We start from the raw sequence: 16,988 nt of genomic DNA, 5'->3' as shown, positions 1-16,988 counted from the left end.
GTAGACGCTCACGCTCACTTCGTGCCTTCGTGGTAGAAAAATGAATCTACCGGGCCAAGCGAGCAGAATGTTTCAGAAAAGCAGTTACCGCGGCAAACTCTCCACCAGCCCGATGACCGCCCAGGTCGTCCCCCAATAGACGGCGGTCTCCTGCACGCTCGCTTTTTTCTTTTCTTTGGTCCCGTGCACCGGCCACGAACCATCGTCGCGTTGCGTGCTCACCAGAAACTGTTGCGCCCCTTTGATCACAGGGTCCTGTCGATCGACGCCTGCAGAAACCAGTGCATACAAAGCCAGACCCGTTCCCAGCGCATCGCTGTCGTCGGTAACCATCCAGCCCCAGCCGCCGTCCGCATGTTGCTGGCTGCGGAGCTGCTTCACCAACTGGTCCCGCACTTCGGTCTCTCCCGTCTGGACGGCCAGTAATAAGCGTAGGGCATACCATTCGACACTTTTACCCGGCGAACTCGTCTGGATGAATTTCAGAGCATTGGTCATCACAGGAGCACTGGCTTCGTTCTTTCCCTCAGCCAGCAATGCCAGCGTTAGCCACATGGTGGAAACAGCGTTCGTTTCCGCCGCGGGTCGTTTCTGAAACGGGAGTTGGCCTCCCGCCTTCCAGGCGCCGTCGGGCTGCTGATCTTCCAGTAGAATCGCCGCCAGTTTATTGCGGGTTTCTTTCTGTGCCGCTCCATTTTCAGCTTGGTCCATGCTCAATAAAAGCTGCGCCACCCCTTCTTTATTACCCAGGCCGGTGATCTTCCCTTTGTCGTTTTCCGCAAGCGACTTATCAATCGACCACTGTCTCCATTCCGCCAGGCGATCACTGACGGTAAAGCCACTCTGTTTCGCGGCCTGCAGGCTCCAGACCATATTGCCCACACGATGGCAGGTCACGCATTTCTTTTCTTCAATCCACCACAGTCCTTTTTCTTCGATAAAGGGAATACTGCGTTGCACCGTTTCGCGAATCTGAACGGTAGTCGGCTGTGCGTCGGGCAGGGCACCGATGGAAAGTGTCAGTAGCAGCGAGCTGAATGCAAACATGGTGAGAGCCATTTCTTAAGTGATGCGTCAGCAGAAAGAGAAAAGCAATCTTTTACGGTACCTCAATTATATAATCCCGCCCGCAGGAAAAACACCAGTGAATCAACATTGTTTTCTGTCAGGTCAAACCTACGGTACGTTGACTCAGTGTGGAACAGAAGAAAATACAATAACTGAGCAGAACGGCGATCACTTTTCCTTCTGAATCGGCAGATTCTTGCGGCACGCGGACAGGATCTGCCGGGCCAGGGCAGGGGACTTGACGGCCCGTGCCAGTGACAGGCCTCCAAAACAGAGCGCCAGAGTCGAGAGTATTTGCTGTCGGGTGAATTCGTTGTGGGATCGTTCTTCGAACTGCGTGACCATCCACTGGATCACTTCTTCAAACTGCGCTTTCGTTTCTTCATCGGCCCGGCCCAGGTCGGACAGCAGAGGAGGGATCGAACAGCCCTCCTCCACATGCTCGCAATGTTTGCTCGACAGGTACCGTCGCATGATCTCGATCAGTTGCTCCGGCGTTTCCGATTCACTGAGCGCCCCGTTCATCGCTGCCTGATCTTCAATGAATGACTGCACCAGCGCTGCGCCCAGCACATCCGTTTTCGAATCGAAGTGACCGTAAAACGCACCCGAGGTCATCCCGGCTTCTTCCATAATGCCGTCCACTCCACTCCCGACATACCCCTGGCGCTTAAACATCCTGAGCGCGGCGTTCAGAATGTTTTTGCGGGAACGGGTTTTACGATCCGTGGGGGACGTCATGTTCGGGGTCTGCTTTCCAGGCAATCGGGTAATCGTTCAGGATTTGGCCATCCTGTATCGTGCCGGTCACACAACTGTCGGCACGGTACTGGATTACCAGATAGTATAACGGTTCTTCCGAGTTGTTTCGCCAGACCCGGGGCACTTCCGGCGAAAGTCGGATAAAGAATCCCTCCGACACGTCGAACACTTCCGTGCCCGCCTGGAACTGTCCCCGCCCCTGAATGACGAAATAAATCTCGTCGTTCTCCTTATGGCAATGTACGAACGGCATCTCGCCGCCCGCGGGCAATGCATTAACAGACATCTCCAGCCCGTCCGAATTCAGATACTTCCGCAGAAAATATTTTCCCCGCGCCGCCATCGGCGTTTCGGGAGGCGACAGCCGAAACCGCGTCCAGCTCTCCAGTGGCCCCGCTGCAAAACAGTCGTATCCCTCGCCGTGCAGTACTTCTTCACCCACTTGACTCATCCTGGTTCTCCCTGCAAATCAGATTGGAATGTAAATGTAACGATCGTTATATAACGTGCGTTATATTAAGTCAATCCCGTTTTCATATTCGGAAAAATCCCTGCAGGCCGCATAACCGGAGGGGTGAGTAACGAAATCGCTGTGGTTTCTGGATAGCAATCCCCTCAGGTCAGGCATCATCAGCTGAAAACGACGGTGATTCGCTATAATAAACGGGTCTCTGAGGCAGGTACTTGTTTGAGTCAGCGTCAGAAATTGGGTACACTGGTCGCTCTCTCTGTTGTTCATTCGTCTGCCTGTCAGGAACCTGCGTTAAAAATCATGTTCGCCGACAGTTCGGCTCCTTATAGAAAGTTGAAGTAATTCAATGATTTGTGTCAGCATCGGTCGAACCCGACACAAAATGGTGATGATGGAACACCGCTCCCTCGCAGAAAAAGGGGCGGAACTGGTAGAACTGCGGCTGGACTGGATCGCCCGCGCTCCCGATGTGAGCCGCCTGATCAAAGACAGACCGACGCCGGTGGTCGTCACCTGCCGTCGCCCCGAAGACAAAGGCCGCTGGAACAAAACGGAAGATCAGCGGCAGGCGCTGCTGCGCACCGCGATTGTCTCCGAAGTCGAATATGTTGACATTGAAGACGACATCGCCGGCTCTATCCCCCGTTACGGCAAAACCAAACGTATCATCAGTCATCACAATTTCGATGAAACCCCCGACGACATCGAAGAGATCCACGCCGCGATGTGTAAAAAGGATCCGGACATCGTCAAGCTGGTCACCATGGCCAATTCGCCCGGCGATTCGGTGCGGATGCTGCAACTGGTCGCGAATGCGAAGGTGCCCACCATCGGTTTCTGCATGGGCGAGTATGGCGTGATCAGCCGTATTCTCTGCGGGAAGTATGGTTCTCCCTTCACGTATGCCACCTTCAGCCGCGAACGCGAACTGGCACCCGGGCAACTGTCTTACTCGGAAATGTCGCGAATATACCGCTACGATGAAATCGGTCCCGAGACCCCCGTGTACGGCGTCATCGGCGATCCAATCGCGCACAGCCTGAGTCCGCTGATTCATAACATCGCCTTTAAGCACGACAAACTCGATGCAGTTTACCTGCCGTTCCGCATTCCCAAAGACCGACTCAAAGAGACACTCAAAGAATTCGAATGGCTCAACGTGCAGGGCTACAGCGTGACGATTCCCCACAAAGCCGGGGCGCTGGAACTGGCCGACAAAGCTGACGACGCTTCGAAAAAAATGGGAGTCGCCAACACGCTGTTCAAAGATGAGAAAAACGCCTGGCAGGCCCGTAATACCGACTACGATGCGGCCCTCGACAGCATTCGCCTCGGACTCGACCCCCAGGGGAAAGCCACTGCCGACCCGATCAACGGCAAACAGGTGCTGCTGTTAGGCGCCGGCGGTGTCTCGCGGGCCATTGGTGCAGGCATCGTGGGGGCCGGAGGTGCTTTAACGATCTCCAACCGGAGTCGACTACGTGGAGAAAAACTGGCAAAAGATCTGGGCTGTAATCATTCCACCTGGGAAAACCGGGGCAGCGGTCGTTATGACATTCTCATCAACGGCACCGCGGTAGGCATGTATCCCAATGTGAACGACACCCCTTTCGCGCAGAACTTCATGCAGGAAGAAATGCTGGTTTTCGACACCGTTTACAATCCGGAAAACACGCTGCTCCTCAAACAGGCCCGGGAGCGGGGTTGCAAAACGGTTTCGGGAATAGAAATGTTCGTTCGCCAGGCAGCCGCCCAGTACAAAATGTTTACCGGCAAAGAAGCCCCGCTGGAAGTCATGCGGAACACCCTGCGAAAAGGGATTTCCGCCGTCGGAAAACTATAAGGGGCTAGAGCATGACGGTAATCACATTGATCGGCTATCGGGGCAGCGGCAAAAGCAGTGTCGCCGCCCCCCTGGCCGCCAGGCAGGCTGCAGACTGGATCGACGCCGACGACGAAATTGAACGCCGCGCGGGAAAATCGATCACTGAGATCTTTGCCGAGGAGGGAGAACCTCACTTTCGCCAACTGGAACGGGCCGTCATGCAGGATCTGCTTTCCCGGGAGTCACTCATCATCGCTGCGGGCGGCGGGGCAATTCTGAATGCAGAGACCCGCGCCGACATGCGAACCGCCGGCCCGGTAGTCTGGCTCAACGCCAGTGTGGAAAAACTGGAACAGCGGATCAATCAGGATGCCACCACAGGCAGCCGCCGTCCGGCATTGACGACGCGTGCTTCCCAGCGCGAAGAGATACAACATCTGCTCGAACAGCGCGAACCCCTGTATCACGAAGCTGCCACGATTGTGATTCAGACCGATGACAAATCCGTAGCACAAATCGTCGATGAAATCATTTCCGCTCTGGATTCTCCCTCGTAAGGCACGACGAAAGTTTCAACTCCTATGACTCCGTTTGGCATCAATCCTTATTTTCTGCTCGTGCTGCTGTTTCTGCTGGGGGCCTGCCTGGGGCGGATTGTCAATATTTGTATTGAAGAAATTCCTCGCGAGGAGCGAGTCGGACCTGCCTGGAGACGCGTCGGCCGGCGCTTGCGTCATCTCTGGTCACGCTATCACATACCCATTATCGGCGTTTATTTAACGCGTGCTCCCCACTCGGCATTCCCCTACCGGCGTTCTCAGCGGGAAGCGCTGGTCGAACTGTTGAACGGCGTGATCTTTGTGCTCCTGTATCTGGCGGAAGTCCCGTTGAGTGCCCAGGCGACATTGCAGCAGAGTGGTCTGTTTACGCTGTATGCCCCCGATCCGCTGGCAGTGAACTCGTGGATGACACCCGTCATGCTGCTCAATCTGCGGTATGCCTTTCATCTGGTCCTCATTGAATCGCTGATGGTCGCGACCTTTATCGACTTCGATCTCAAAATCATTCCCGACGGTGCGACGCTGCCCGCCATGTTCATCGGCGTCGTCGGCTCGTTTGTGTTTGGTCTGCTGTATCTGGTGCCGGTCTGGTTTCAGGAACCCTCGGTCGTGCGTCTGCTGGGCATCTATTTTCCCGAACAGTATCGCAGTGCATTCGTCGTCGAAAAAGTGCCGCAGTGGGTCAGCCTGTATCCGCATCTGCACGGACTGGCCGTCAGCCTGGTTGGACTGATCGTCGGCGGGGGAGTTGTCTGGGCTGTGCGAATTATCGGCCAGTGGACGCTGCGTCAGGAAGCGATGGGCTTCGGCGATGTCATTTTAATGGCGGTGATCGGCAGCTTTCTCGGCTGGCAGGCCACGGTGACCGTGTTTGTCATCTCGCCTCTGTGTGCCCTGGCTGTTGTGGCGGTTTCCATCTTTTTCAAACAGTCGCGCGAAATCCCGTTTGGCCCTTATCTCAGCCTGGGCGCGCTGCTGGTACTGCTGGGCTGGCCGAAGATCTGGCCGTTCATCGAACGCATCTGCCACTTCGGTCCACTGCTCCCGATCCTGGCAATCGTGATGCTGCTGCTTTTGGGAGCCTGCCTGATGACGACACAAATGGTCAAATGGATGCTGGGCATCCCCCTGCATTATGAGGAAGAATGGGTCGAAGAATGGACGTCCGCCGATCAGCTCACCTATCAGTCGGGCGAAAACGTCAACGAAACCCAGGGCCGCTGGGATCTGACCATAAACGCACACACCCGTGCCGGGCGGGGAACGCAGCACTATCATCAATGGAAAAACGGTAACAGATGAACTGAGTTGCCGACTGGCTCATTACGTCAAAACTGGAATGCTACTTTTCACGGGCGGTGTCTATTCGATGGTGGCGCCCGCAATCGCCGGGGATTTATAAGCCTTCGTGATCAGCTTCTTGAGCGTGGGCAGGTGGGCGTCTTCCAGCTTTTTGATGTAGAGACAGGACTTGCCGATCTGGTGCTTTCCCAGTTTTTCCAGCAACGCGGCCTGCTTCTCCAGTTCGCAGTGCAGGTAGAGGACCAGGTCCTGTTTGCGGGGAGAGAAACCGACATGGAACCAGTCTCCCTCTGACGTTTTCCCCCGGTAGTGAAAACTGCCAAAGCCGACCTTGGTCTTTCCCCACATGACGGCCGGCTCTCCCGTCAGTTCCTTCATCAACTCAAGCAGGCTCAGGCAGTCGGCGCGTTGCTGTTCGTCTTTAATCCCGGCAAGAAACTGGTCAACGCTGGCATCGTTCTTTTGCGTTTTCAACTTTGACATGGGGATCCCCTTTTATATCAAGTACCCTGATGATTATGTGCCGATCACGGTTTCGAGGTAGCCTTTCTTAAAGCTTTGCACCTGAGCGGTTTCGATCGCATGTGGTAAATACATTCTTAGTGTTCCACCGTTCTGCCGCAAGACATTTGTTTGTTGCGATTCGGGAATGCCATCTAGCGACAGTGTATCGGGCATTCGCTTGTGGCTTTGAATCAATGCCAGGCCGTGTTCATCGAAATCTGTGGCGCGGGAAACGAAGTCACGGGTTGAAAGTTGCAGATCAAAGCTCAGGGCACGCACTGCTCCCGTGTAGATGCTGCCGCCGTCGTTTAACGGGACGGTTGTGTTCCACCATTGCAGATGCCGATTCGGACAATGGCCGAGAATCCAGACCCACGGAACAGTCGGGTCCAGGAATCTGGCAAGAACACTAACGATTGCGTTGTGAACGTATACAAACTCACAATCAGGTCGCGATTCAATATCGGTGCAATTCATAGGCGGATCACGATAACTAGGTCAACTACGATTCCATCTCAATCTACCAGCATTTTGTATAGTGTCAACTAAAATTCAGTCGATCCAGTATCAACTTAAATTCCATTCGTGTTAGTCAACAGGACAGTGGATGTGGATCGAAAGTTCTTGGGATTCATTGTAAACACGAACCTCGTTATTACTGTACCGCGTATGAATAGTGGTACCAGTTGCTGGATGCGTGGAATGAAATCGTTCGTTGCAGCCCCTCATCGAAGTTTGTCCGTGCACGCCTTGAAATGCGTGACCGTTCGTCGATGTTTCAGCCTGAAGAATAACTGTTTAACAGGTACGAAAATTGTGCATAACGGAGCCCTGGCGCGTAGAGAAACTGAACGTAAAACGCACGCGCTGAGCGGATTGCAATCAGTGATCGATTAATATTCGACGTTGATTCTGGTGAGTCAATTTGTCCGTTTGTGAAATGCCTAAGCTTATCACGGGTTGAAACGCGACTGTCAACTTCGACTCACAATCTAAATGGCACTGGCACAAAAAGTGCATTGTCTAAATGCATCAATACATCAATCCCGCCCTTGGGGTGTGAGCCGACCATTAGAACATTTTCACCATATTGAGGAATCACATGCTAACTGACCACTCTGTCTCACAAGACACCCCTGGCAGCGTCGTTCACGAAAAACGAATCGATGCGGTTGGCCCTCGCAGGTTGTACGCAAGCTGGCCAGCAATCATTTGTGGTATTGTCGTCATCCCGGCGATCCTCTGGCTCCTCTCACTGCTGGGCTCCGCGATTGGGGCCAGTGTTTTGGACGGAACAGACGCGGAAGCACTCGGCAACGGTTTTGGGATCAGTGCCGTGATCTGGATGACAATCTCCGGGCTGGCAGCGTTCTTCATCGGTGGACTCGTCACGGGTCGCCTTTGTGGTCAGGATGATGATCAGGCAGGTCTACTACATGGAATAGCAGTGTGGAGTACCGCCACTGTTTTGATGTTGGTTCTGAGCTACCTGGGCATCTCCGGGCTGGTGAATACCGGCTCGTCGATCGTGGCAACCGCAACCGAAGCCGCCTCGAATGCAGCAGGTTCTTTGCCTGACCCTTCGAGTATGAACTCGCAACGCTTGAATCGCGTTACGAGTGGTATCAGTGCCGCCGTCAAGCGGGAGATTGCCGAAGCCGCATCCGGCACGGGCGGCGCTTCATTAACTGAAGAAGAAGCCAGTCAGGCAATCAACGCGTTGGATCCGAACGCTCTGGAACAAATTGGCTGGAGCTATATCAACGACGATGCTGTAGCCGCACGGGACACGCTCGCTGCCAACACCAATTTGAGCGAACAGCAGGTCAATAATCTGTCAAGCACTATCGAAAACAAGGTTGAGAAGCGGGTTCAGGAGTACAAGGCAGCAACGGCAAAGGCTGTAGAAACAGCGAGTTCGTATGCTCAGGCAGTGCTTTGGGCCGCATTCGTTACGGCAGCGCTCGGGCTGATTGCAACCATCTTCGGAGTAATGCTGGGATGCCATACTGCCGTCCGTCTGCATACTCTCGCAGTCGAACGCAGCCGGGTTGTTGCCCGTTAATGCAACCTGACTCTTCGTCAATATAAAGTCAAAATACAAACAAAGGAATATTCTCATGGGCTACGGCTTACTTGGATTACTACTCATCGTGCTGCTGGTATCCGCACTGCTCAAAAGCGTCGCCGTTGGTGGCATCGGTGGAGTGCTGTTATTGATTCTGCTGGTTCTATTGTTGACCGGTCGTCTGTAGTAAACAGGCGGAACGACAATGAATCTGGCCGCTGGCATGCTCTCCCGGTCAGTACTAAATAGTATTTAACTCCCCTTCTAACTTTACAATACGGAAACTTAAAGATGACGAAAATGAAAACACTGGCGGATGCATTCCATGACGAACTGCAGGACGTACTGAGTGCTGAAAAGCAGTTGACGAAGGCCCTTCCCAAGATGGTCAAAAAGGCGTCCTGTGAAAAGCTGACCAAGGCTTTGGAAGATCACCTGGAGCAGACCCGGGAACACGTCGAACGTGTTGAGAACGCTTTCGAGGAGACAGGCAAGGCGGCTCGCGCGAAAAAGTGCGACGCCATGGCGGGACTGATCGAAGAAGCCGAATCAATGATGAGGGAAGAAGCCGATCCTGACGTGATGGACGCGCTCATCATCGCACTGGCACAGAAGGTCGAACATTATGAGATCGCAACCTACGGCACACTCTGCATGTGGGCTGAAAAGTTGGAATACACCAATGCGAAAAAGCAACTCGGCCAGAATCTCGACGATGAGGAAAAAGCTGACAAGAATCTGACGAAGCTCAGTAAAGCGATTAATACCGCTGCCAACGCGTAGCATCGAATTGCGTCGTTCAAACACACAATCAACACCTTCAATTGAAACGAGATTAATCATGGCAACTAAGGTAGAACTTAGTGGGAAGTGGAAAACGATCGCCGGTGCGGTTAAGAAAAAGTATGGTCAGATCACAGACAACGACCTCAAACAGGTCGAAGGCAATTTGGACCAGCTTGCTGGTTTGATTCAGAAAAAAACTGGCCAGACGCAAAAGCAGATCAAAGAATTCTACGAAGAGTGTTGCGGCTCCGTAGATTCGGTCGGTGGTCAGGCCGCAGAACTGGCTGGCGGAGCCGGTGAAGCAGTTCGAGAACGCTACGATAAGGCCACCGAACAGGCCCGTCAGGGATACAACGAGACGATCAAAACGGTAGCTCAAAAACCACTGGCCTCTGTAGGCATTGCCCTGGGCGTTGGCATTGTCTGCGGTTTGATAATCGGAACCTCGATTGGTGCCCAGCGCGAGCGTGAATTGTCCTGGTATGATCGCTGGAAACGCTAGAGCGCATCACATTTAACCATAGCGTCTCTCAATCTATTCTACTCGGTCCAAATGGCTCTGGAGACGCTACAGTAAAACTGGACACAGTCTAGTGCTTTGTCAAGCTACAAATTGAGGGTTGGGAGGTGTTGTTTACGTGCTCCGTTGTCGCACTCTCGTGATATCTATCAACCCAAATTTTAAAAATGACACTCCACTAGGCAGAATTTCATTGCGAATAACCAGCGCTGCGTTCAACTACCTGATTCGCAGCAGTCCCAACATTGAATAGAAAGGGCATACGATGACGGATAAAGTATCAATACCCGATGGAGCCTATATCCTGGTGGCTGATGGCACAGGCGGTCGATTGTTTTCGGCATCTGCTGCAGATGATCGTTTAGCTTTGACAGCCGTTGATGTTCTTGAACCGGATTATGAAAAGCACGAGGGGCCTTCAGGTTCGCGTCCGCCGGAACAGACATACGATCAGACGCAGGAAGCGACGTTCGCGAAACACGCCGCCGAAGCATTGAATTCAATGGCCTACGCCGGGAAGTTCAGCGATCTCGTTGTCATTGCAGATCCGCAAACCATGGGACAGATGCGAGAAGTCTTCAACAAGGCAGTCACAGATCGTATTACCTGCGAACTGCCGAAGACTCTCGTCAACTTATCAAAGCAGGAGTTGGAACAGCATTTGTCTAACGGATAACTTCCGGGGAGGATAAAAGGGGATGTGAAGCATTCCTGTGCCTCTCTGCTGTCGCGATTGCTTTTATTCTGATAGGCTATAGCTGCGGTGTATTTGTTTTTCACATCACACGTCAGCAGCAGGATTCTCATCAGAATGAAGTCACTTTTACTTTTCGTCACCGTTGTGGTTTTATCGGTTACCGACTCTTTTTCCGCAGAGGGACCGCAGCCCGCTTCGGAGCAGCCGCTCCTTCAGCGCGACATTGTGGGCCTCTGGTTAATGGGGCAATCGTTATGTGAAGGTGCCGAGTCGCTGCCTGTTGTCACGCACTCCGATGGTGACTGGGGAAACTATATGTTCCAGCGTGGCGTCCGCACCTGGTCGTATCGGAAATATTGTGACAAGCCACACGAGCGACCTGCCGAACAGTTCTCCCTGGTGCCACTCAAAGCTACAGTCAACGGCGGACTGGGGGAGACCATCGCCAACGGTCTGGCCGACCATTTGAAGTCCAGTCTCACCGCTTCTCAGCAGGACCTGAAAGGGAGGCAGAAAAAGACGCCTCATTTTTTAGTGACTTATGCAGGTCAGGGGGGACGGATGATTGATGAACTTTCCAGTGTAGATCAATCGACTGATCCTCGTACGCCGCAACCCAGGCAGCATGGGGGCGGCTATTATCAAACGAGTCTGGATGATGCCCGTCGCGCCCAAGCACAAGCGGCAGCCAGGGGTGAAACGTTTGGAATCGCGGCATTAATCTGGATGCAGGGGGAAGGCAATGCCGGGCCGACAGGCGGGATTAATCCCAGTCGCTGGGACAAGGAAATTCCTCGTCCCGCAGGACTGCACTGGTATCGGGATCGGCTCGTTGACTACCGCAAGCAATGGTCGCATGACTTGCAGTTAATTACCGGGCAAATCGATGAAATTCCGCTGTTTACCTATCAGACATTGAGCACCGCCGGTGAGGCTCAACTGCTGGCTGCGGATAAGGACCCGCACATTACGCTGGTCGGCCCGCATTACATGGTGGCGAGTGCTATGAACAGTCGCTATGCCGGCCGATATGGTGACCCGATCCATATGTCAGCCGATGGCGAACGCTGGTTTGGCGAACAGGTGGCCAAGGTAATCCATCGTGTTCTCAAGCTGGGAGAAACATGGCAGCCATTACGTCCCTTGAAAGCCTGGGTTGCGCCGGATCGTGCCAGTGTGCTGGTCGAGTTTCATGTGCCACGACCACCGCTGGTATTAGATGAAACATTTCTCCCGCGAGAACAGTTAGTCAGAGGCGAAGGATACCACTCCCTCTATGGATTCCAGGTTCGCAACAGTGCCCGTGCTGTCTCAGCGATCAAGGCCATTGAATTCGAATCGCCTTCCCGCCTGCGAATACAACTGGTCTCTCCGCTCACAACAGGTACACATTTTACGCTCAGCTATGGACTGCCTTACGCGGGGCAAGTTGGAAAAATTTCTCAGATCAGAACGGGACCTGTCATCGAAGGTCAGTCCACAACCGAACTGATCCTCAATCAACAATTCGATCCTCAACTCAAACCGCTACTGGCTGAAGGTGCCTTCTTCGTGTCCAACATGCTGGCCGGCGATGCTTACGCACAGGCACCCATTCGACACGTGGCTGAAAGTGAGGGAAAAACGATACTCCGCTTTGAGAATCGGGAGCGTCGCAAGAATAAAAATTTCGAGACCGGGCAGATACTCACAGCATACCGAGGTTTCTCGTTTGGAAATCTGCGAGATTCTGATCCCGAAACAGCCATTTATCAATTTGCCGACCCGGGTTATGGCACGCGTGCAGGGGAACCGTATCCGCTCTGGAACTGGTGCGTTCTGTTTAAGCAGTTCCCCATTTCAGATCAGAGGGATTAAAGAGAGAAGCCGCATGGGTGAAATCAATCGGTTGAAATGCTAGACTGTGTCCAGTTTTACTGTAGCGAGGAGATAAAAGGTGTCAGGAACCTTAATGTTAAGGTTCCTGACACCTTTTATCTCCTGGACCACACGACGTCGGTCGCGTATTTTGGCATTTCATCCGAGGCGAAGAAAATTGAAAGTGATTGTGATTGGCGGCGGCGCAGCGGGATTTTTCGGGGCAATTGCGGCTGCCGAAAACGGTCACGAGGTGACGATCCTCGAAGCGGCTGCGTCCGTATTGGCGAAAGTCCGCGTTTCCGGCGGCGGTCGCTGCAACCTGACTCACAGTTGCTTTGAGCCCCGCGAGCTGGTCAACAGCTACCCGCGAGGCGGGAAAGCGCTGCGTGGTCCCTTCAGCCGGTTTCAGCCTACTGATACCATCAGCTGGTTTGAATCGCGCGGCGTGCAGACCAAAACCGAGTCGGATGGCCGGATGTTTCCCACAACCGATGATTCCGCGACCATTGTCGATTGTCTGCAAAGCGCAGCGGAAGACGCGGGAGCGGTGATTCGTCTGCGCGCCAACGTGTCGTCGATTCAGAAAACAGACTCACTCTTCCTGGTCACTCTGCAATCAGGCGAAACAATGCAGGCGGACCGGATTCTCCTGGCGACCGGCGGCAGCCGCGCCGGTTTCGAATTGACGAGCAGCCTCGGGCATCAGATTGTTCCCCCTGTGCCCTCGTTGTTCACATTCAAAGTTCAGGATCCACGGATCGAAAACCTGCCAGGGGTGGCGGTGGAACATGTGGATTGTCAGCTCGTCACCGATGCGAAGACGTTCCGCCAGTCGGGGCCGATTCTGGTGACGCATTGGGGCTTAAGTGGTCCTGCCGTTTTGAAACTGTCTGCGTGGGCGGCCCGGGAATTGCACGATGCGAATTACAACGCCACGCTGCGCATCAACTGGCTGGCGGGTTCCCGTGCCGAGAAGATTCGGGCACAACTGAATTCCTTCAAAGCAGTTCATCCCAAAAAGACAGTCGATGTGGCGTGCCCGTGGCCGTTACCAAAACGGTTATGGAAATCGCTCGTCGATCACGCCGTCGGCCCGCAACCTGTTCGCTGGGCTGAACTTTCCAAAAAGGCAACGCAGGCGCTCGTGACAGAATTATCAGCCGGCGAATTCCAGGTGGCCGGCAAAGGCGTCTTCAAAGAAGAGTTCGTGACCTGTGGCGGCGTGAACCTGAAAGAAGTCGATTTCCGCACACTGGAAAGTCGCATCTGCCCGGGCCTTTATTTCGCAGGAGAAATCCTGGACATCGACGGCATCACCGGCGGCTTCAACTTCCAAAACGCCTGGACCACAGCCTGGATCGCCGGCAATGCGATGTAGCTGGATGCGAAAAAGACCAGTCAGACAATGTGATCAGGGCAATGTCAGTGAGAGACCATTAGCCGCAGGGCGTTAGCCCCGGTTGGTCAATGATGACTAAAAGACTGTCAAAATTAGAAATGCTATCAGTCGTCTGATTAAGGCAGCGCGCAATCGCTCTCTTAAAACAAAAGCCAGTTCACGGAGCAGACTCCTGTCGCGTTTCATAGAGTGGTCCCTATTCGATTGAGAATGATTAGTCTGCTGCCTGTTCGGTAATTTTATACGTGAGGGCCGCCCTGTTACCAATCGACGCTAACCGTGGCTAACGCCGTGCGGCTGATTTTTCTAATTGTTATTGGATGTCTCTGGTTTTTCGATCCTGGGCTTCTGACGCATACAGGATGACCTGTTCCAGTTCATTTTCGGAATTGATACATTGCCAGTCGCCGCCGACGGTCCAGACGGGTCGATCAATGAAAACAGGCCAACCGTGCCGCAGGACTCGTGTGCAGTTGGCTTTGATTTGGTCTCGAATCCTGGCACCATTGAGACATCGACGGCATCACCGGCGGCTTCAACTTCCAAAACGCCTGGACCACAGCCTGGATCGCCGGCAACGCGACGTAGCCTCCTGTTCTGATTTCACGTTGAGGCGTGGAGCCCCTGCGTTTTGTTGCCGAAAGCAGCGATCAATTCCCAGGAGCGAGAACGCGCGCCAAAATCTCTGGAATGGCATGACAATTGGTATCGCTGGTAATGTGGCACCGATTTTGCAGTATTTTAATAAGTTTTACATATCTCCTTTAATCTAGATTTATCTGTTCTGCCTCCAGCGCTCAATTCATGCATCCGTGGAGGATTTTAAGGCAGAAATTATAGAACTCTTGTAGTTCATCAAAAATTTATTTTATTTTTTAAGGAGTTTTTCATGTCTCATTCTCTGAAGCGTAAACGGGGATTTACTCTGATCGAATTGCTGGTGGTCATTGCCATCATTGCCATTTTAATTGCCCTGTTGTTACCGGCTGTGCAGCAGGCGCGTGAAGCAGCTCGCAGGAGTACCTGCAAAAATAACTTGAAACAAATCGGCCTGGCAATTCATAACTACCATGATACTCATGGTGTTCTGCCACCAAAAGTCGTTATGCCGGGAGTGACAGACACGGCAGCGATACACGGGTCCACGGCGGCATCGTCGATCCGTAATATCACCGGGCACCTGTTGCTTCTTCCGTTTTTGGATCAGGCGAATATCTATAACAAGTTGAATTTCAGCATTCCCATGGGACCTTCAAGTTACTCCGGCAGTAATCCGGACATGACTGGAAATACCAACCCGACAAACACGGATGTCGAATTGCCGGTATTTGTCTGTCCCAGTGACGTGCCCAATCCTGTTCCCAATGTTGCATCAGGAGCTTATGCCAGAATCAACGGGAAACGAACGAGCTACGCGTTTGCCGTGCACACTTATGACAACAACTTCAGGGTGAATTATACTTCGAGCAATACAGCAGCTAAAGGTGCTTTTGGTACCAATGGCGCTGCGATTATCAGTCATATCAAAGACGGTACCAGTAACACGATGTTCATGTGTGAAACTCCTCTGCGCAAGACCAGTACCAGCTATGGCCCCTTATGGAACCAATGGTCTTACACTCAAGGAATTGCACCTGGTGCATATGGGATCAATGTAAATCATGTGAGTGGGACTACCCACTACGATTACGTTTATGCTTTCCGTGCTGGCAGCGCGCATGTTGGCGGTATGCATATCCTGATGGGGGATGGTGCTGTTCGCTTCATCAGTGAAAATATTGATTTAGCAACTGTCAGGGCCTTAGTCAGTATTGACGGAGGAGAAATCGTTTCAGAATTTTAATGGTGGAAATCATCATTCCACTTGAGAGTTCTTAAACTTATTTTTAATGATTTTATAGCGGCTTAAAATCGACCTGACAGATTATTAATTTTTCTTCACTGGAAGACTCGTTCTCTGAACCATTCTTTTATCATTGAGAACGAGTTTAAGGGACCCAATAATGAGCTCACTTTATAATTTGCTTTTTAGTAAGACGATCCTTCGCGATGCCTGGGTCGTATTAATAATGATTTTCTTTGTTGTTGGTTGTGGGTCTGGTAGAGAAATTCCTCCGTTAGCTCAAGTCAGTGGCACTGTCACCATCGACGGTAAGCCAGTATCAGGAGCATCGGTAATTTTTGAACCTAAATTTCAAGCCGTTTCTGCTTCAGGAGGCACAGACGGAGAGGGTAAATTCACACTCATGTATGGCGACACTTCCGGTGCAGCTATCGGCGATTATATCGTCCGTGTGTTTCACTATGGAGATGATCCCGAATTGCCTCAGGAAAGTCTTGTTCCTGATTCGTATGGAACTGCAAGTACCTTAACGGCTACCGTCAAAGAGGGGGAGAACGAGATCGATTTTGATCTTAAGGGAAAAAAGAAATAAGCAAAGTCCGTCTCTCATTTTCGATGAGAGGCGGTTTTTTCATGGTGAGAAAACCATAGAGAGTATCGAACCGGCGTAAGAATAACGTCCAGAATATGATGGCGAAAAGATAACGTGGACTACATGTCGGACAGCGTCGGGTTCTCCCGTTCGCTGGAAATGCGATGTAAACAAGGCAGCCGGACGATGTGATCAGGACAATGTCAGTGAGAGACCATTAGCCGCAGGGCCTTAGCCCCGGTTGGACAATGATGACTAAAAGACTGTCAAAAATAGAAATGCTATCAGGCGTCTGATTAAGGCAGCGCGCAATCGCTCTCTTAAAACAAAAGCCAGTTCACGGAGCAGACTCCTGTCGCGTTTCATAGAGTGGTCCCTATTCGATTGAGAATGATTAGTCTGCTGCCTGTTCGGTAATTTTATACATGAGGGCCGCTCTATCACCAATCAGCGCTAACCGCGGCTAACGCCGTGCGGCTGATTTTTCTAATTGTTATTGGGAGTCTCTGGCTTTTCGATCCTGGGCTTCTGACGCATACAGGATGACCTGTTCCAGTTCGTTTTCTGAATTGATACATAGCCAGTCACCGCCGACGGCTTCAATTTTCAAAACGCCTGGACTACAGCCTCGACCGCCGGCAATGCGATGTAGCTGGATACGAAAAGACCAGCTGATGATGTTCTCAGAACAATGCCAGTGAGAGACCATTAGCCGCAGGGCCTTAGCCCC

At 52.5% G+C, this 16,988-nt stretch carries 18 protein-coding genes; 12 read left to right on the top strand and 6 right to left on the bottom strand.

Annotated features, from left to right (window positions below):
* Window positions 1-84: 84 nt before the first annotated feature.
* From Pan161_RS11925 to Pan161_RS11915, 3 genes are all read right to left on the bottom strand, one after another.
* Window positions 85-1,047, bottom strand: a complete 963-nt coding sequence (locus Pan161_RS11925) for a prenyltransferase/squalene oxidase repeat-containing protein (protein ID WP_197995838.1) — start codon at window positions 1,045-1,047, stop codon at window positions 85-87.
* 189 nt (window positions 1,048-1,236) lie between these two features.
* Entirely contained in the window at window positions 1,237-1,809 is a 573-nt protein-coding gene (locus Pan161_RS11920) for a TetR/AcrR family transcriptional regulator (RefSeq protein WP_145227052.1), read from the bottom strand.
* The gene (locus Pan161_RS11915; RefSeq protein ID WP_145227050.1) at window positions 1,787-2,281 is read right to left on the bottom strand and encodes a cupin domain-containing protein; all 495 of its coding nucleotides are present in this window, start codon (window positions 2,279-2,281) and stop codon (window positions 1,787-1,789) included. Before Pan161_RS11915 ends, Pan161_RS11920 begins: the two co-directional genes overlap by 23 nt.
* Before the next feature lie 367 nt (window positions 2,282-2,648).
* Here Pan161_RS11915 and aroE point away from each other — a divergent pair, with 367 nt between their 5' ends.
* From aroE to Pan161_RS11900, 3 genes are read left to right on the top strand one after another with little or no spacing between them, the layout of a single operon-like run.
* A complete protein-coding gene (gene aroE / locus Pan161_RS11910) occupies window positions 2,649-4,145 on the top strand; it encodes a shikimate dehydrogenase (RefSeq protein WP_145227048.1) in 1,497 nt (498 codons plus the stop codon).
* An 11-nt stretch (window positions 4,146-4,156) separates the two neighbouring features.
* Window positions 4,157-4,684 (top strand): shikimate kinase, encoded by a 528-nt coding sequence (locus Pan161_RS11905; RefSeq protein ID WP_145227046.1) that lies wholly within the window; start codon window positions 4,157-4,159, stop codon window positions 4,682-4,684.
* 24 nt (window positions 4,685-4,708) lie between these two features.
* Complete coding sequence (locus Pan161_RS11900; protein ID WP_145227044.1) at window positions 4,709-5,989, top strand: prepilin peptidase; 1,281 nt, start codon at window positions 4,709-4,711, stop codon at window positions 5,987-5,989.
* 60 nt (window positions 5,990-6,049) lie between these two features.
* Here Pan161_RS11900 and Pan161_RS11895 read toward each other — a convergent pair whose 3' ends face one another.
* Window positions 6,050-6,472: a DUF1801 domain-containing protein gene (locus Pan161_RS11895; RefSeq protein ID WP_145227042.1), complete on the bottom strand. Its 423-nt coding sequence runs from the start codon at window positions 6,470-6,472 to the stop codon at window positions 6,050-6,052.
* A 33-nt stretch (window positions 6,473-6,505) separates the two neighbouring features.
* Complete coding sequence (locus Pan161_RS11890; RefSeq protein ID WP_145227041.1) at window positions 6,506-6,970, bottom strand: hypothetical protein; 465 nt, start codon at window positions 6,968-6,970, stop codon at window positions 6,506-6,508.
* A 625-nt stretch (window positions 6,971-7,595) separates the two neighbouring features.
* On the opposite strand from Pan161_RS11890, the gene Pan161_RS11885 reads away from it, so the two are divergent.
* The 9 genes from Pan161_RS11885 to Pan161_RS11840 all read left to right on the top strand — a co-directional run bounded on the left by Pan161_RS11885 (window position 7,596) and on the right by Pan161_RS11840 (window position 16,258).
* Window positions 7,596-8,558 carry a hypothetical protein gene (locus tag Pan161_RS11885; RefSeq protein WP_145227039.1) on the top strand — a complete coding sequence of 321 codons (963 nt, stop codon included), beginning with the start codon at window positions 7,596-7,598 and terminating at the stop codon, window positions 8,556-8,558.
* 55 nt (window positions 8,559-8,613) lie between these two features.
* Complete coding sequence (locus Pan161_RS31230; protein ID WP_261342965.1) at window positions 8,614-8,748, top strand: hypothetical protein; 135 nt, start codon at window positions 8,614-8,616, stop codon at window positions 8,746-8,748.
* Between the two features lie 104 nt (window positions 8,749-8,852).
* The gene (locus Pan161_RS11880; protein WP_232103708.1) at window positions 8,853-9,344 is read left to right on the top strand and encodes a YciE/YciF ferroxidase family protein; all 492 of its coding nucleotides are present in this window, start codon (window positions 8,853-8,855) and stop codon (window positions 9,342-9,344) included.
* Window positions 9,345-9,402: 58 nt separating this feature from the next.
* Window positions 9,403-9,849 carry a CsbD family protein gene (locus tag Pan161_RS11875; protein ID WP_145227037.1) on the top strand — a complete coding sequence of 149 codons (447 nt, stop codon included), beginning with the start codon at window positions 9,403-9,405 and terminating at the stop codon, window positions 9,847-9,849.
* A gap of 283 nt (window positions 9,850-10,132) precedes the next feature.
* Window positions 10,133-10,543, top strand: coding sequence for a host attachment family protein (locus Pan161_RS11870; protein ID WP_145227036.1), 411 nt, complete (start codon window positions 10,133-10,135; stop codon window positions 10,541-10,543).
* 135 nt (window positions 10,544-10,678) lie between these two features.
* The gene (locus tag Pan161_RS11865; protein ID WP_145227034.1) at window positions 10,679-12,421 is read left to right on the top strand and encodes a phosphate ABC transporter substrate-binding protein; all 1,743 of its coding nucleotides are present in this window, start codon (window positions 10,679-10,681) and stop codon (window positions 12,419-12,421) included.
* Between the two features lie 178 nt (window positions 12,422-12,599).
* Window positions 12,600-13,802 carry a BaiN/RdsA family NAD(P)/FAD-dependent oxidoreductase gene (locus tag Pan161_RS11860; RefSeq protein ID WP_390620748.1) on the top strand — a complete coding sequence of 401 codons (1,203 nt, stop codon included), beginning with the start codon at window positions 12,600-12,602 and terminating at the stop codon, window positions 13,800-13,802.
* Window positions 13,803-14,712: 910 nt separating this feature from the next.
* Window positions 14,713-15,666, top strand: coding sequence for a DUF1559 domain-containing protein (locus Pan161_RS11845; RefSeq protein ID WP_145227030.1), 954 nt, complete (start codon window positions 14,713-14,715; stop codon window positions 15,664-15,666).
* 160 nt (window positions 15,667-15,826) lie between these two features.
* Window positions 15,827-16,258: a carboxypeptidase-like regulatory domain-containing protein gene (locus Pan161_RS11840; RefSeq protein ID WP_145227028.1), complete on the top strand. Its 432-nt coding sequence runs from the start codon at window positions 15,827-15,829 to the stop codon at window positions 16,256-16,258.
* Between the two features lie 493 nt (window positions 16,259-16,751).
* Here the strand turns inward: Pan161_RS11840 and Pan161_RS11835 are convergent, their stop codons facing one another.
* Window positions 16,752-16,967, bottom strand: a complete 216-nt coding sequence (locus tag Pan161_RS11835; RefSeq protein ID WP_145227026.1) for a hypothetical protein — start codon at window positions 16,965-16,967, stop codon at window positions 16,752-16,754.
* Window positions 16,968-16,988 lie beyond the last annotated feature (21 nt).

Source organism: Gimesia algae, from assembly GCF_007746795.1.
In the GTDB taxonomy this organism is placed as follows: Bacteria; Planctomycetota; Planctomycetia; order Planctomycetales; family Planctomycetaceae; genus Gimesia; species Gimesia algae.
The sequence above is the reverse complement of the archived record's forward strand: the minus strand, read 5'-3'. Positions and strand labels throughout refer to the sequence as shown.

Excerpts from the sequence above, each read along its gene's own strand:
- Pan161_RS11845 (WP_145227030.1), top strand. The coding sequence starts at position 14,713 with ATGTCTCATTCTCTGAAGCGTAAACGGGGATTTACTCTGATCGAATTG.
- Pan161_RS11880 (WP_232103708.1), top strand. The coding sequence starts at position 8,853 with ATGACGAAAATGAAAACACTGGCGGATGCATTCCATGACGAACTGCAG.
- Pan161_RS11865 (WP_145227034.1), top strand. The coding sequence starts at position 10,679 with ATGAAGTCACTTTTACTTTTCGTCACCGTTGTGGTTTTATCGGTTACC.
- Pan161_RS31230 (WP_261342965.1), top strand. The coding sequence starts at position 8,614 with ATGGGCTACGGCTTACTTGGATTACTACTCATCGTGCTGCTGGTATCC.
- Pan161_RS11920 (WP_145227052.1), bottom strand. The coding sequence starts at position 1,809 with ATGACGTCCCCCACGGATCGTAAAACCCGTTCCCGCAAAAACATTCTG.
- Pan161_RS11895 (WP_145227042.1), bottom strand. The coding sequence starts at position 6,472 with ATGTCAAAGTTGAAAACGCAAAAGAACGATGCCAGCGTTGACCAGTTT.
- Pan161_RS11875 (WP_145227037.1), top strand. The coding sequence starts at position 9,403 with ATGGCAACTAAGGTAGAACTTAGTGGGAAGTGGAAAACGATCGCCGGT.
- Pan161_RS11835 (WP_145227026.1), bottom strand. The coding sequence starts at position 16,967 with ATGGTCTCTCACTGGCATTGTTCTGAGAACATCATCAGCTGGTCTTTT.
- Pan161_RS11915 (WP_145227050.1), bottom strand. The coding sequence starts at position 2,281 with ATGAGTCAAGTGGGTGAAGAAGTACTGCACGGCGAGGGATACGACTGT.
- Pan161_RS11870 (WP_145227036.1), top strand. The coding sequence starts at position 10,133 with ATGACGGATAAAGTATCAATACCCGATGGAGCCTATATCCTGGTGGCT.
- Pan161_RS11890 (WP_145227041.1), bottom strand. The coding sequence starts at position 6,970 with ATGAATTGCACCGATATTGAATCGCGACCTGATTGTGAGTTTGTATAC.
- Pan161_RS11885 (WP_145227039.1), top strand. The coding sequence starts at position 7,596 with ATGCTAACTGACCACTCTGTCTCACAAGACACCCCTGGCAGCGTCGTT.
- Pan161_RS11900 (WP_145227044.1), top strand. The coding sequence starts at position 4,709 with ATGACTCCGTTTGGCATCAATCCTTATTTTCTGCTCGTGCTGCTGTTT.
- Pan161_RS11925 (WP_197995838.1), bottom strand. The coding sequence starts at position 1,047 with ATGTTTGCATTCAGCTCGCTGCTACTGACACTTTCCATCGGTGCCCTG.
- Pan161_RS11905 (WP_145227046.1), top strand. The coding sequence starts at position 4,157 with ATGACGGTAATCACATTGATCGGCTATCGGGGCAGCGGCAAAAGCAGT.
- Pan161_RS11840 (WP_145227028.1), top strand. The coding sequence starts at position 15,827 with ATGAGCTCACTTTATAATTTGCTTTTTAGTAAGACGATCCTTCGCGAT.
- aroE (WP_145227048.1), top strand. The coding sequence starts at position 2,649 with ATGATTTGTGTCAGCATCGGTCGAACCCGACACAAAATGGTGATGATG.